Below are 15,416 nucleotides of genomic sequence, written 5' to 3'. Positions count from 1 at the left end.
ATCTCTATATATTTCAGTCAGAGAAGCGAGGGAAAAATTACAAATAATGGAAGATAAATTTCCTGGTGCAAGTTGGTTGCCAGTTATTTGTCAAAATTCCGCAGAAATTTCTCCGTCATTCCAGTGCAGGCATCTTGCCCGCCAGTAATATACCTTTATTAATTATCAAAGGAGAAAAATTACTATGAAATTGTAAGCATTCAGCCGTCAGCCATCAGCTATCAGCTATTGTGCTTTTAGTTTAGGAGAAAAGCAATATTTAATTGTCTTACTAAAAAAGTTGCCTCCCTTGCCCTTAAAGTCTATTTTAATTTAAACACTGTATTTAAAAGAAACACTCTTGTTGCTGAAGTGCTGACTGCTAATAGCTGAATGCTTACATGAAATTTACCAATCCCAAGGTAGATTATGCCTTTAAAAAAATTTTCAGTTCAGAACAGAGTACAAACATTTTCATTAGCTTTATCAATCATCAGTTAACCCAATAAATAAATTTTCTACTTAATTTTTCAGGAGTGTATCTAATGCTAAATCATTTATCCAAACAACCACTTTACAGTTATCAGTTAACAGTTATCAGTTATCAGGGATTTCAGTTAACAGTTATTAGTCATCTAATGACAAGCCAAGGATTGAAATTATTGGCTAATAGTTTAAGTTATCTAAAGATGACTCTACTTAAACTTTAAGGATTGAGTCTAATCCTTATATCAAGTCTGATTAATGAGTCAGAAAAAATCAACTCTCTTTAGTTATCTAATGCCAAGGATTGAAATCCTTGGCTAATAGTTTAAGTCATCTAAAGATGACTCTACTTAAACTTTAAGGATTGAGTCTAATCCTTATATCAAATCTGATTAATGAGTCAGAAAAAATCAACTCTCTTTAGTCATCTAATGCCAAGGATTGAAATCCTTGGCTAATAGTTTAAGTCATCTAAAGATGACTCTACTTAAACTTTAAGGATTGAGTCTAATCCTTATATCAAATCTGATTAATGAGTCAGAAAAAATCAACTCTCTTTAGTCATCTTTAGATGACTTCTGCTATGAGCCAATAAATAAATTTATTGGCGGATGAAGCGGATGACAAATAATTACTTAAACTTTCAGAGGTAAATATAATGTTAATTAATACATCCAAACAACCACGCAGAAATCTCCAAAATCGTTCATTTAAAAATCAAGATTTGACTAATCAAGACTTTTCTTATTAGGTAATAGAGAACATTTGGAAAGAAAAAAAATCACTGAATTTTGCCACCCTAACCCCCCAACTTTGGGGGGAACAAGAGTCAATTTGCTTCTAAAATTCCCCCAATTTTCGGGGATGCGTGGGGGCTTAGATAACTCTAATTAATTTTTCAGAGGTAAATATAATGTTAATTCATTCATATAGCAGGGAATAGGGAATAGGGAATATTTAAAAAGAAAAAAATCACTCAGCTAGCTTCCTATAGAGGAACTATGTTAACAGAAATTAATAATTAATAAATTACTTCTAAAGTGCAAATTTTTAAGTTTGAGCGGCCAAAAATTTAGATTTTTGGACTGACTATGGCAGAAAAATCATTTGTAAAAAAAAACTAAAGATAAGCATAAAAACGTATATATTGTAGGAAAATTTAAAAATAAATTATGAGCGTCATTTCAGTTATCAGTTACCAGTTATCAGTTATCAATTAACCGTTATTAGTCATCTTTAGATGGCTTCTCCTGTTAGCTAAGAAATAAATTTCTTGGCGGATAACAAATAATTACTTAAACTTTCAGGAATAAATTTAATATTAATTAATATGTCCAGAGGACAAGGCAAAAATTATCAAGGTCTTTACAGTTATCAGTTATCAATTAACTGTTATTCGTCATCTTTAGATGGCTTCTCCTGTTAGCTAAGAAATAAATTTCTTGGCGGATAACAAATAATTACTTAAACTTTCAGGAATAAATTTAATATTAATTAATATGTCCAGAGGACAAGGCAAAAATTATCAAGGTCTTTACAGTTATCAGTTATCAATTAACTGTTATTCGTCATCTTTAGATGACTTCTCCTGTGAGTCAATAAATAAATTTCTTGGGGGATAACAAAGAATTACTTAAACTTTCAGGAATAAATTTAATATTAATTAATATGTCCAGACAACAACATTTCAGTTATCAGTTATCAGTTATCAGTTAACAGTTATCAATTAACAGCTATTAGTCATATTTAGATGACTTCTGCTGTGAGCTAAGAAATTTATTTCTTGGGGGATAAAAAAGAATCACTTAATTTTTCAGAGGTGAATTTAATGTTAATAATACATCCAGACAACAACATTTCAGTTATCAGTTATCAGTTATCAGTTAACAGTTATCAATTAACAGCTATTAGTCATATTTAGATGACTTCTGCTGTGAGCCAAGAAATTTATTTCTTGGGGGATAACAAAGAATTACTTAATTTTTCAGAGGTAAATTTAATGTTAATAATACATCCAGACGACAACATTTCAGTTATCAGTTATCAGTTATCAGTTAACAGTTATCAATTAACAGCTATTAGTCATATTTAGATGACTTCTGCTGTGAGCCAAGAAATTTATTTCTTGGGGGATAAAAAAGAATCACTTAATTTTTCAGAGGTGAATTTAATGTTAATTAATACATCCAGACGACCACGGAGAAATCTTCAAGGTCGTTCATTTAAAAATCAAGATTTGACTAATCAAGACTTTTCTTATGCTGATATAAGAGGAGCAGATTTTACTGGAGCAAATCTTACGGGTGCTAAGTTCAATTATGCTTTAGCAGGATTAACAAAATCTCAGGTTATTAGACTATTAATTATTACAGCTATCTTATTTTTAACTGCAAGTTTCGGAGCATTTATTGCAGCCTATCTTCCTAGCAAATTTCTTACTAATAAATCGTATGAACTAAGTTATGTCACTCAGAAACTAAATTATCTCGGTGCAGCCATTTTCATCTTTATAGAACTTGTCAATATTGGTTTATTAGTAATTACTATTCGTCAAGGAATTGTAGAAACAATAAAATATTTATTTTATATAGTTTCTCTAATGGTGCTAATAATTCCAATACTTGGAGGTTTAGGAACTAGCGAGAAAAATGTTGATAAATTTTTCCGTTTTTTCAGAATTTCAGAAGCACCAAATTGGATTGTTTGGTTATTAGGAAGATTAAGAATGTTCAGAGATGGTGAAATAGTCGAAAGTATTGCTATTTGGTTAAATAGTGACGGGGATGTGAATCCTATTGTAGCTGTAATTATCACTTTGATTATCTGTATAGTGGGAATATTTGTATTAATTTTAGCTCTCAGTTTAGCCGTAGTTTTAGCTGAAATTATTGCTGAAAAATGGTTAGCAAAGAGAGCAGTAGCGGGAATTTTAGCAGTAATTGCTGGAGGAGGTACTATTGCTCACTATTTTAGAAATTCTACCACTCCGTGGATGATTACTATCCTACGTATAGCTCTTTGTATCACCCTAATATTAATAGCTCAACATTTTGCCAAGAAAGTCTTAACTGAAGACGCAAAAAATCTTTTTATCCTCCGATTAGCTGTTGCCATTGGAACTCTAGGAGGCACCAATTTTAAAGACGCTAACTTAACCGATGCCGACTTTAGTCATGCCATCCTTAAAAGTACAGATTTCCGATTTGCTAATACCACCCGAACACTCTGGCGACAAACCAAATATTTAAAATTTGCCAGAGTCGAAACAACAATATTAAATAACCCAAAAGTCAGAGAATTATTAATAACTGGAGACGGCAGAGATAAACAATATATAGGAGCAAACTTAAGAGGAGCAAACCTGATAAGTGCCAACCTGAGTAATGCCAATTTCAAACTTGCCGACTTAAGCGAATCTTCCCTACAAACTGCCAACTTAAACAACGCAAATTTAACCGAAACATTAGCAATAGGCACTAACTTTACCACCGCTCAAATGTCAGGAACTTGCCTAGAAGCTTGGAATATCGACCACACTACTATCCTCGATAATGTGGAATCAAAATATATCTATTTATTAGAGAAACCAAAACCAGAAACAGACGATAGAGAACGTCGCCCCAGTAGTGGATATTTCCAAAAAGGAGACTTTACAAAATTATTCCAAGAAGTCCTAAATACCGTAGATTTAATATTCCGAAATGGAGTAGATGCCAAAGCCTTTACCTCCTCCTTTCAAAAGGTGCAAGTAGAAAATCAAGGCATTCCGATGGAAATTAAATCTATGGAAAACAAAGGCGATGGAGTAATAGTAGTAAAAATCGACGTCCCCCCAGAAACTAACAAAGAAAAAATTCATCAGAAATTTCTACAAATCTATGATGAAACTGTCATAGCATTAGAAGAAAAATATCAGCAACAGTTAGCAGGAATAGAAAAACAAGTAAGTCTCTACCGTCGAAAAACTGAAGAAACTGAATATCGAATGTTCTTGATGAATCAGATATTAAAAACCCAAACATCTGCCAATACCATCACCAGAGAAAAATTAGTTATTCTCAATTTTGAAGGAGGGAGCTTGATAAAAGGTTTTACCAGAATTAAAGCCTATATCTGGTCAGATGGTCATCCTTTGCCCATGGATATTACCAGTAACTTACCCTCAAACTTAGAAATTTATCAACTCTATCAACAGTGGAGCCAAAAATATCAAAAATTAACAGAATTGTATCAAAATTTCAGCTTGCCCTCTAGAATCAAAATCAAAAAAAACCAGAAGACAAATGTTTCCATAAAAGATGTAAAACAAACAATTACTCAGATTCAAGAATTAGAGAAAAAGTGGCGATCGCTGATCAATAATTGGTTAAGTTGTCCCAGTTTTGCTCGAATAGAAAATCAACTACGAACTAAAATTAAGCCTTCAGATAAAGTCCGATTAATTATTCAATCTGAAGATAATTTAATCCAACGCCTTCCCTGGCACCTATGGCATTTTTTCTCAGATTATCAATTGGCAGAAACTGCCATAGCTCTGCCAGAAGCAAACCGAGTAGAAAAGTTAAATATTGCTCGGGAAAAAATCCGCATCTTAGCAATTTTTGGAGATGAAAAAGGCATAAATGTTGAGGCAGATAAAAAATCTTTATCTAGTCTCTCCAGGGAAGCAGAAATTGTTTCCTTAGTCCAACCAAGTCGCCAAGAACTAGATAAAAAGTTATGCGATGAAAAAGGTTGGGATATTCTTTGTTTTTCTGGTCATAGTCAAAGTAAAAAAGATGGGAGTACTGGTTCTTTTTGTTTAGGAAATGAAATAAAAATGACAATTGAAGAATTAGAAAATTCCCTAGTAAAAACTATTAAGAAAGGTCTAAAATTAGCGATTTTCAATTCTTGTGATGGATTAGGTTTAGCCAGACAACTCACTCGACTACATATCCCCGCAATTATTGTTATGCAAAAACCAGTTCCAGACTTAGTTGCCCAGGAATTTTTCCAGAATTTTATGCAATTATTTGCTAGTGGTAAATCTCTATATATTTCCGTGCGAGAAGCGAGGGAAAAATTACAAGTAATGGAAGATAAATTTCCTGGTGCGAGTTGGTTGCCAGTTATTTGTCAAAATCCCGCAGAAGCTCCTCCTAGTTGGCAAAGTTTACATGGGATTTATCAACCTAATTTTGCCGAAATTTTGACAAATTTAGAGTTGGCAATAGAAGCAGAAACACGGTTGACTCCAGCAGATAAAACAGAAGCTTTAAAACAAGTAGAAATCTTAGCAGAATTAGGAGAATTTACCAGTCAAGAAAATCAATATTCTGTGAAATCAGCCATCAGAATATTAAGAGGTATTGTTGCCGAATATCCCGCTGCTAATCTGATGGATGGAGCTGTGGAACAATTGTTAACTTACTTTTTACAGCAGTTTCCTAGTTGATCAAGTACGGGTGCATCTCAGACTTCTCCTGAATTCAGAATTCAGAATTCAGAATTCTAATCTATAACTGTTTAACCGGATTTGATATCAATACTTCTCTGAGTATTTTTGCTTATTGCATAATTGAGATGCACCATGAAATACAGAATTTTATCGTCAGCATTCAGCAGGAAAATCTTGGGACAAAACTTAGCTCCTACCTCCTCGCTCATTCCCATTTCTCCTGTCTTCCCCTCCCAGGAGGCAGGGCTGTTTCAAAGTATCGCAAGTTAACCATGAGCGGGAGAATGGGAGTAATGGGGATAGGAGAATAGGGAAATTTACCAAAATTTGCCTATTTTTCAGCTAATAGGCGTCTTTAAGCTCTGAGAGAATATTTGGTTCAACGTCGCTTAAAAGCCTCTATCCCCGTGTCTCCGTGTCTCCGTGTCCCCGCGTCTATTGAGAATGAAACAGCCCTGCCTCCCAGGAGGGGGAGGGGCGAGGGGTAGGTTGTCTCCTAACCCTAATTAGGGTTTGCTGATTAAATCTAAAATAATTACCAGGTAAAGGTTTTAGCCTTTTTAGCTATTGAAAAAGTATATGGTTTTCAGCTCTTCATACTCAAAAAAGGAGTGCATTTTTAGCGCATAGTTGGGCAAAAAAATTCTCCCCTACTCCCCTATGAGGAAACGGAGACACACCGGACGCGGCGTGTCGGTGACAGCCTATCTCCGCGTCTCCGCGTCTCCCCGTCTCCCCCTCTGCGTGTCCTCAAGAACCCGCTCCCCTACTCCTTAAAAAGACTTTTTCAGCAAAGCCTAATTATTAATTGTTGAACTAAGCCTTGAACAAATTTGTTAACTTATTACATTAGAGGAACAATGAATAATTTATCTCGTTTTTTTTTACAGCGTTTAAACAACCGAAAAAACACTCAAGGATTTACTTTAATTGAGTTGTTAGTCGTGATTATTATTATTGGAATTTTGTCAAGTATTGGTTTAGTTTCATTTTTAAATCTAGTGAGCAAAGCAAAACAAGTCGAAGCAATTACTTACATAGACAGTATCACTGAGGAACAAATTATTAACCATACCGAAGATAATCAATTTCAAAAAAACTTAAATGGGTTTGAATCTTTTCCGCCAAAAGATAAACTTAATAATGAGAATTTTCTTTTGAAGATACTTGGTTTTTCACACAAAACACAAAACTATTTCTATGGCATACCATTTATTAATGATGAAATAGCAATTCAAGTAGCTTTAATTGACAATCCAACTATTAAATCTTATGCAGAAATTATATATATCAAAGATAGTAAGGTCAACAGAATGAAATGTGAAGCTTATTATCAGGAATTTTTAAGCGATATATTGCCAAAATTACTATCCGTTTCATCGGAGGATATACAAGAGGAATTAGACAAACATTGTAAATAATACCATGTCCGGTTGAATGCTTAGAGTTTGCTGAAAAAGTCTTATGGGTGAGGGTAGGAGTCAACCCACCCCTCGCCCCTCCCAGGAGGGGAAGAGAGGACTTACAGAGGTAATTTTTTAATAAAGGGGTAAGCGATCGCTTTTATTCAGTATGGGGTAAACCGGAAGTCCCCCTTTTTAAGCTATGTTTTATAAACATTTTTCTTAACATAAAACTTGACAAAAGATAGAAGTTATGTGTTAGCCGTTCAATAGGTATTCCGGGAGAGTAAATCTATTTAATTAGGGCTTGCTGAATAAAACTGTAATAACTACTTGTAAAAGCTTTCAGAGTTTTTTGTTCTAAAAAAGTGCAATGTTTTTGGCTGTTGTAGCCTCAAAACGCTAATACTTTTCCCCTGAAAATGCCGAAAATTTGGCCGTAGCAGATAGTCTAAACTGTTGCCTTTCGGAGCTGTTCCCTGTTGCCTATCATCACCATCAGACTTTTTCAGCAAGCCCTAATTAGAGGCTTTTTCCCCCCATCTCCCTATCTCCCCATCCCCCCATCTAAAGGGTACCTCACCCCTAGTGAAAATCCTTATACTTATCCCAATTCTTTCCTGCTCCCTACTATATATATGTAGTTATACGTAAGTGGTTATACGTAAGTAATGTTTATATTAATCGTGAAAATACATAAGAAATAACTATCTAAAATAAAATATTTAACTAGCATAGTTCTGAGTTTCCTCCCCAAAGAGTTAATTAGAAGCAGAAAAGAGAGGTTAGTTTTTATGGCCATTCACTGCTTCAGACATACTAATTAATGAGGAACAACAAATGTCACTCAGAAAAATCAGAACTACTCAAACTCCTATTCATCACTTAAGTAGTTTAAGTCAAGCAGTATTAGTAGCGATCGCTTCTACTTGTGGCATCGGAGTCAAAACTGCCCTAGCAGATCCACCACCTGCTCCACCGCCTGACACAAAATTACCCCCAGTCTTCTGTTTCCGGTTCACTGATATTAAGGCAGTGGAAGACGATCCAGAAGGAGATAAATTTCAAATTGCTTTTGAAGTTCTCAACTGGTCCAACCAAGCTGCTTCAGGCGTCCGTATTGCGATGAACGAAGGAACTAACGCTTTTGTCGTCGATGGTATAGCACCCTCTTTTGCAGGTGCAGGTATTGATCCCAACGGTCGTCCTAATGGTCCAGATGCAGACCCTCTACCAGGAAATCAACTGTTTAACAACAGTGGTCAAGTAGTAGAATCAACTGAGACAGCAATTCAATGGAGTGCTGTTCAGTCAAACTTTAATACCTTTGTCAGCGGACCAATACCAAACCGTGACTTGCTTGGTGTTGGACCAAACAATACTCCTGCTGCTTGCGCTTTAGTTCCTGGTTGTCAAGTTGTCGGCCACCCTAATCCTTTCTTTGGTACTCCTCAAGTTGCTGACTGGGAGACCGTTGATAATGGTAATAATGTTTTAGATGGTTTTGTCATCACAGTAGATGATTTTGACGAACAAGAGGCACTTTCTTTTAACTGGAATCTCCTTGATGTTAATGGCAACCCTATTGGTATGCCTGGTGGTATTGGGAACGACTATGGTTTCGGGACAGTTAATATTGCCCGCAAACCTATCAACGCAGACCCTGATTCTGAGTTCCGGATCTTCGAGCAGAATACTGGTGTTGAACGCTCTAATCGATTATTTGCTGAAGAGTCCTATAACGTTACGGAATTTTCTCCTGTCGCTTATGACACAACAACTACAGGTGGTTTGTCTGCTGCGAATGCGGTAGCGACTGAAACTAATGGCGAACTTATTGCTATGTTTGCAGCAGAGTTTGGTGCAGGAATTACTGGTGCGTTTTTGAATCCAGCGGATAATATTTTTGGTTCTGCTATTAATGCTCAGTTAGTTGATAATTCGCAACCCAACCCTAATCCTAATCCTAATCCTAATCCCAACCCTAATCCTAATCCTAATCCCAACCCTAATCCTAATCCCAACCCTAATCCTAATCCTAATCCTAATCCCAACCCTAACCCTAATCCTAATCCCAACCCTAACCCTAATCCCAACCCTAATCCTAATCCCAACCCTAATCCTAATCCCAACCCTAATCCTAATCCCAACCCTAATCCTAATCCCAACCCTAATCCTAATCCCAACCCTAATCCTAATCCCAACCCTAATCCTAATCCCAACCCTAACCCTAATCCCAACCCTAATCCTATTCCCGATCCTATTCCTGACCCTAACCCACCAGGCGATGGCACACAACCAGAGTCTGTGCCTGAACCAAGCACAATGGCAATGCTAGGTTTAACAGCGATGGCCTTATTTGGTTACAAACGTCAGCGTCGTAGTTAATCACATACATATGTAGGGGTTTTCAAAACACTCCTACATTAGACCTTGAGAAGCTGATAGCTGATAACTGACCGCTGACCGCTATTTCAAACCTAAAAAGGACAAAACTAATGAACCTAAAAGACCCATACTTACAAATTGGGACTTTTCACCTAGCTTTCCTGATTGCAGGATCTCCTGCTGCAACCGCCGCTACCTTACAAAGCGCTGATGTAGTCGTTCTCATTGATGAATCCAATTCTATGTTGGGCGAGCAAGAATGGATCGGCACCATGATTCCGCAGCTAGATGCAGTTCTGCAAACTCAAGGTCTCACAGGCCAACGCTTTGGTCTTGTTGGATTTGGTAGTAATCGCCCGGATTACTTGGGGCGTTCTGTCCCTGTAGGTGGAGCCAATTTTGGAACTTCTGCTGAATTTGCCACTGCAACGAATAACTTACTCGTATCTGGCAGTTTTGAAGATGGTTATTCTGCCATTGACTTTGCTCTGAATAACTATACCTTTCGGGAAGATGCTGCTGTTAGCTTCATCCTGGTGACAGACGAAGACCGAGATAATGGCAACCCTAGTCTCAATTCCACCGATATCCTAGCAGGGTTACAGCGAGGAACTGAAGACACTCAAGATGATATTTTATTGAATGCTATAATCAACGCCAACTTTGTAAATAATGCTATTGGAGTAAACTCTGAAGCAAATGCTTATATTGCTGACGGTATAGGTGGATACACAACGACCCAACTTCCATCCCTAAATGGTGTCGTTACCAGTAGTTTTGAGAATACTAAACCAGATTATGTAGACTTAGCTCTTGCCAATGGTGGTGCAGCATGGAACTTGAACCAACTACGAACTGGTGGTTTAACTACAACCTCTTTCACAAACGCATTTATTGACATCAACGTCCGAGATATTCAGCAACAGCAGGCACCGGAAACGAAACAACCTCCAGTCTACCACTTCCGATTCACTGATATTAAAGCTGTAGAAGACGATCCAGAAGGAGATAAATTTCAACTAGCTTTTGAAGTTCTCAACTGGTCAGACAAACCTGCTGCTGGGGTTCGTATTGCCCTCAATGAAGGAACAGATTTTTTCCCCATCATCGACGAAAGACCCTCTTTTGCAGGTGCAGGAGTTGATAATAACGGTCGTCCTAACGGTCCTGATGCAGAACCCCTACCGGGAAATCTACTATTGGCCAATAGTAGTAAAGTAGTGCAATCAACTAAAACAGCAATTCAATGGGATGCCAGTCAGTTTGACTCTAATACCTCTGTCAACGGATCAATACCAAACCGTGACTTGCTTGGTGTTGGGCCGAGAAACACTCCCGATGCTTGCGCTTTAGTTCCTGGTTGTGAAGTTGTAGGGCACTCGAACCCTTTCTTTGGTACTCCTGAAGTTGCTGACTGGGAGACCGTTGATGATGGTAATAATGTTTTAGATGGTTTCGTAATCACAGTAGATGATTTCGATGAAGGAGAACTAATTTCTTTCAATTGGAATCTCCTGGATGTTAATGGTAACCCTATTGGCACCCCTGATTCTGGAAATGACTATGGTTTCGGGATAGCAAATATTCTTCGCACACCTATTAGTGAAGATCCTGATGCTGACTTCCGGATTTTTGAGCAAAATACTGGTGTAGAGCAGTCCAAACGATTATTTGCTGAAGATTCTTATCGGGTTACAGAATATTCTCCTGTTAATTTTGACACGACTATTGCCAGAGGTTTTTCTGCTAGGAATGCCGTGGCAACTCAGACTATTAATTCTACAGGAGGAGATGAACCTATTGCTCTATTTGCTGCGGAAGTTGGGGCAGGAATTACTGGTGCATTTTTGAATCCAGCGGATAACATTTTTAATTCTAGTATCAATGCTAAGTTATTGCCTCAACCAACTCCACCTGTCGAACCGGAGCCAGTTCCTGAACCTAGTACAATGGCCATGCTAGGAGTAACAGCGATCGCTTTATTGGGTTATAAACGTCGTCGTAGTTAATCACATATAATCGCCCTTTTTAGTCAAATTGAGCGATCGCCTCTCAACCACTTTTTGTTTATTAACGTAAAGTTATGAAATTATTCAATACTTGTTCAAGATATCTTGGACTGACTACTTCCCTTTTTCTGGGAATTGCTACATCTCAATCCGCTCAGGCAGCAACTCTTGGCTTTGAAAGCATACCTAACTGGTATGAGGGGATGCCAATTCACAATCAATTTCTAAATGACTATGGCATGACTTTTAGTCTAATAGGGGGAGGGTTTCCTGTGTTGGCTGAAGTTGGTGGACCTAAGAAGACTGGGTTCACAACAAATAACGGAACACGTAAGGATAGACCTATAAGCGCAGCAAACGGTAATTTCTTTATAACCGATGACGATGGAGGAAAGGAAAGACCGAAATCTCTATTCATTGAATACGCTCAACCCGTGTCAATTGCATCTGGTGAGATTTTAGATATTGACCAGAGAAATAGAAATTCAAGAACTGAAGAATGGACAGTTAAAGCATTTGATATTTCTAATAACCTGTTAGATTGGGAAGTCTTCACTTCCGGTCCCAGATATAACAATACTGGTGATGGAGTAGCCACTCCTTGGTTATTTGAAAATCTCAGTGCAGATATTTCTTCTGTGCTATTAGAATTTACAGGAACAAAGAATAATAATATTGGGGTAGGATTTGACAACTTTTTTGCTCAAGTCGCTCAACCAGTTCCTCCACACCCTAGTCCTGAACCCGATCCTAGTCCTAAACCTGATCCTAGTCCTGAACCCGATCCTATTCCTGAACCTACCCCACCAGGCGGTGGTGGGCAACCAGAGAAAGTTCCCGAACCAAGTGCAATGGCAATGCTAGGAATGACAGCGATCGCTCTATTGAGATACAAACGTCATAGTTAATTACACATTCCTACAGAATACTACGCAAACACGTTGCCGAGCAAAATGACTATTCACCCCTATCCAAATAAAAAAAATTATTCAATGGAAACTACAAGTCAACTCTTAGACCTCGAAAAGTGGCATGAAACACTGATAAAAATCTGGCAATACTACGCCGTTCTTCCTTACCACTATGATAATATGAAGACATACGCCAGTGTTAGTAGAGATGGTAATCATTTTCTATTAGTCTATAAAGGATGGAAAGATGGTCGCCGTGTATATGGTACTATTGCCCATGCTGAAATCCGCAATGAGAAAATTTGGATTCACTACGATGATATAGAAAATGGTCTTACACGTAAACTTCTTGATGCTGGAGTACCGAAGGATAGAATTGTACTTGCTTTTCACCCTCTAGAGATTCATCAACATACTTTGTGTCCCGTTGTCTAATATTAGCTGATTTATTTTCGATCGCTCTATTGAGATATAAATGTTGCAGTTAATAATTCAGGACTTACGCACTGACAACAGATATAGGGTTTCGCTCAGTTACGCTACCGCTAACACACCCTACCAATAGCTGACAACAGATATAGGGTTTCGGTGCGTTACTTCTAACTTTTGACTTTTGACTTTTGACTTTTGACTTCCGCGTAGCGGCAAATTACCAACTACAAAAATCATGAATAAAATCTACAAAACTCTTCTCATTCTCACAATAGCTACTACCCTCAGTAGCTTAAACATAGCTTGCCAAAAAATCACCGAAGTAGAAGCTATTAACGATCGCGCAGTAGAAAAAGTAGCCCAAAAAGACTATCAAGGGGCACTAACTGATTACAACAAAGCCATTGAAAAAGACCCCAACGATGCCATGTTGTACAATAACCGCGCCAACGCTCATTTCCAAGCAAAAAATTATGAACAAGCACTCAAAGACTATAACCAGGCCATAAAAATTAATCCCGAAATGGCAGACGCTTATTATAATCGAGCTTACGCCAAACAAAGACTAGCAGACCTCAAAGGTGCATTATCAGATTACAACAAAGCATTAGAATTTGCTACCGACGACAGTACTAAAATCAAAATCTATGGAAATAGAGCTACTATACATCATGCAGTCAAAAATCACCAAAATGCCTTAAATGACTACGAGCAAGTAATCAAACTGCAACCAGACTTACCTCAGATATATTCCAACCGAGCAAACATTTATTATCAACAGGGAAAAATTCAACAAGCGATCACCGACTTTCGCAAAGCAGCAGAACTGTATCAACAGCAAGGAAATATTGAATCTCAACAACAATTACAAGCGATCGTCTCCAAAATTGAAGAAGGTGGTAGGTTGTAGGTTGGAAGAAGGTTGTAGGTTTTAGGTGCTAGGTTGGGTATAACAAAGTGTTAGCGTAGCTGTTTTGAAAGAAAAAAAACAACTAACGCCCAATTGATTAATCTACCTGTTATTTGTAGATACAGCGGATTCCACTTTAGTGAGGTACACCTGCGCGAGCAAGATGCTTCCTCGCGAGCAAGATGATCGGGCTGGAAACATTTAATTATTAATATCTGTACTTCATATACTTGGAATCTGCTGTAACTAAAGCCTTCTTCCTTCTTCCTTCTTCTTTAGTGAGGTACACCTGCGCGAGCAAGATGCTCGCACTCGATAGGATTTAATTATTAATATCTGTACTTCATATACTTGGAATCTGCTGTAACTAAAGCCTTCTTCCTTCTTCCTTCTTCCTTCTTCCTTCTTCCTTCTTCCTTCTTCCTTCTTCCTTCTTCCTTCTTCCTTCTTCCTTCTTCCTTCTTCCTTCTTCCTTCTTACTTCTGTTAAAAGATGAATTCTCTAGTAATTTCACAACCAAACTACTCAGCTAATCTATATAAACAAACAACTCATCCATCTGTCAACAGCAAAACCAAACGCTTGATTGACATTTTGGGAGCTTTAGTCGGATTAGCGATCACCACAATAGTTGCCATTCCCATTGCCATTTTCATGCAATTAGAGAATCCCGGCCCATTATTTTACACCCAGGTACGCTGTGGTTTTCAAGGCAAAACCTTCCGCATCATAAAATTTCGTTCCATGGTTGTTGATGCAGAAAACTTGAAACATCTAGTAAAAAATGAGGCTCATGGCAACATCTTTAAAAATGATAACGACCCTAGAGTCACCCGTCTAGGCAATTTTCTGCGCAAAACTAGCTTAGACGAACTACCTCAATTCTGGAACGTTCTCAAGGGAGAAATGAGCTTAGTAGGAACTCGCCCTCCTACTATTGATGAAGTCAAAAATTATAAAGCTCATCACTGGCATAGATTAGACGTAAAAGCTGGAATTACTGGAGAATGGCAGACTAATGGTCGTTCTCATATTAAAGACTTTGAAGAAGTAGTACGTCTGGATTTGAAATATCAGCAGAAATGGTCTATTGCATACGACTTCCAATTAATTTGGAAAACTATCTGGGTAGTATTAAAAAAATCTGGTGCGTGTTAAAGAATTTAGAATTTAGAATTTAGAATTTAGAATTGATATCAAATCTGTTTAATTCGGTATAAAAAAATGTTCCATCTTCACCCAGAGCGGAAATAATTCTGAGTTCTCTTCCCTTCTGAATTCTGAATTCTGTTTGCGGAGCATTCCGTAGGAAATTCAGAATTCTAAATTCTGTTTGCGGAGCATTCCGTAGGAAATTCAGATTCACTATCTTATATAATGTCCGGATAATTAGTGATAAAAAAACTTTCTCCTTCTTCTTCTTTCTTCCCTCCTGACTCCTGACTCCTGACTCCTGAC

The 15,416-nt window shown here is 37.5% G+C and carries 13 protein-coding genes; 11 read left to right on the top strand and 2 right to left on the bottom strand.

Annotation, left to right across the window (positions count from 1 at the left end; all coding sequences use genetic code 11):
* Positions 1 to 380 precede the first annotated feature (380 nt).
* From F6K54_RS24825 to F6K54_RS24780, 10 genes are all read left to right on the top strand, one after another.
* Entirely contained in the window at positions 381 to 488 is a 108-nt protein-coding gene (locus F6K54_RS24825; RefSeq protein ID WP_366558232.1) for a PD-(D/E)XK nuclease family transposase, read from the top strand.
* A gap of 36 nt (positions 489 to 524) precedes the next feature.
* The gene (locus F6K54_RS24820) at positions 525 to 689 is read left to right on the top strand and encodes a hypothetical protein (protein ID WP_293083328.1); all 165 of its coding nucleotides are present in this window, start codon (positions 525 to 527) and stop codon (positions 687 to 689) included.
* Between the two features lie 1,697 nt (positions 690 to 2,386).
* On the top strand, positions 2,387 to 2,557 hold the full coding sequence (locus tag F6K54_RS24815; RefSeq protein ID WP_293083325.1) for a hypothetical protein: 171 nt from the start codon (positions 2,387 to 2,389) through the stop codon (positions 2,555 to 2,557).
* The gene (locus F6K54_RS24810) at positions 2,558 to 5,902 is read left to right on the top strand and encodes a pentapeptide repeat-containing protein (RefSeq protein WP_293083322.1); all 3,345 of its coding nucleotides are present in this window, start codon (positions 2,558 to 2,560) and stop codon (positions 5,900 to 5,902) included.
* An 863-nt stretch (positions 5,903 to 6,765) separates the two neighbouring features.
* A complete protein-coding gene (locus tag F6K54_RS24805) occupies positions 6,766 to 7,326 on the top strand; it encodes a prepilin-type N-terminal cleavage/methylation domain-containing protein (RefSeq protein WP_293083319.1) in 561 nt (186 codons plus the stop codon).
* 822 nt (positions 7,327 to 8,148) lie between these two features.
* Entirely contained in the window at positions 8,149 to 9,696 is a 1,548-nt protein-coding gene (locus F6K54_RS24800; RefSeq protein ID WP_293083316.1) for a PEP-CTERM sorting domain-containing protein, read from the top strand.
* Between the two features lie 110 nt (positions 9,697 to 9,806).
* Positions 9,807 to 11,705, top strand: coding sequence for a PEP-CTERM sorting domain-containing protein (locus F6K54_RS24795; protein WP_293083313.1), 1,899 nt, complete (start codon positions 9,807 to 9,809; stop codon positions 11,703 to 11,705).
* Between the two features lie 74 nt (positions 11,706 to 11,779).
* Positions 11,780 to 12,613, top strand: coding sequence for a PEP-CTERM sorting domain-containing protein (locus F6K54_RS24790; RefSeq protein ID WP_293083310.1), 834 nt, complete (start codon positions 11,780 to 11,782; stop codon positions 12,611 to 12,613).
* Between the two features lie 45 nt (positions 12,614 to 12,658).
* Positions 12,659 to 13,051: an element excision factor XisI family protein gene (locus F6K54_RS24785; RefSeq protein ID WP_366558231.1), complete on the top strand. Its 393-nt coding sequence runs from the start codon at positions 12,659 to 12,661 to the stop codon at positions 13,049 to 13,051.
* Between the two features lie 232 nt (positions 13,052 to 13,283).
* Complete coding sequence (locus F6K54_RS24780) at positions 13,284 to 13,958, top strand: tetratricopeptide repeat protein (protein ID WP_293083305.1); 675 nt, start codon at positions 13,284 to 13,286, stop codon at positions 13,956 to 13,958.
* A 367-nt stretch (positions 13,959 to 14,325) separates the two neighbouring features.
* Here F6K54_RS24780 and F6K54_RS24775 read toward each other — a convergent pair whose 3' ends face one another.
* Entirely contained in the window at positions 14,326 to 14,472 is a 147-nt protein-coding gene (locus F6K54_RS24775; protein ID WP_293083302.1) for a hypothetical protein, read from the bottom strand.
* Here F6K54_RS24775 and F6K54_RS24770 point away from each other — a divergent pair.
* Entirely contained in the window at positions 14,451 to 15,116 is a 666-nt protein-coding gene (locus F6K54_RS24770) for a sugar transferase (RefSeq protein ID WP_293083299.1), read from the top strand. The genes F6K54_RS24775 and F6K54_RS24770 overlap by 22 nt on opposite strands.
* A 19-nt stretch (positions 15,117 to 15,135) precedes the next feature.
* Here F6K54_RS24770 and F6K54_RS24765 read toward each other — a convergent pair.
* The coding region (locus F6K54_RS24765) for a hypothetical protein (RefSeq protein ID WP_293083297.1) at positions 15,136 to 15,416 on the bottom strand (281 nt) is incomplete at its 5' end.

It is taken from the genome of Okeania sp. SIO3B5 (assembly GCF_010692555.1).
In the GTDB taxonomy this organism is placed as follows: Bacteria; Cyanobacteriota; Cyanobacteriia; order Cyanobacteriales; family Microcoleaceae; genus Okeania.
Note: the sequence above shows the minus strand (reverse complement) of the source record. Positions and strands in the feature narration are given on the sequence as shown.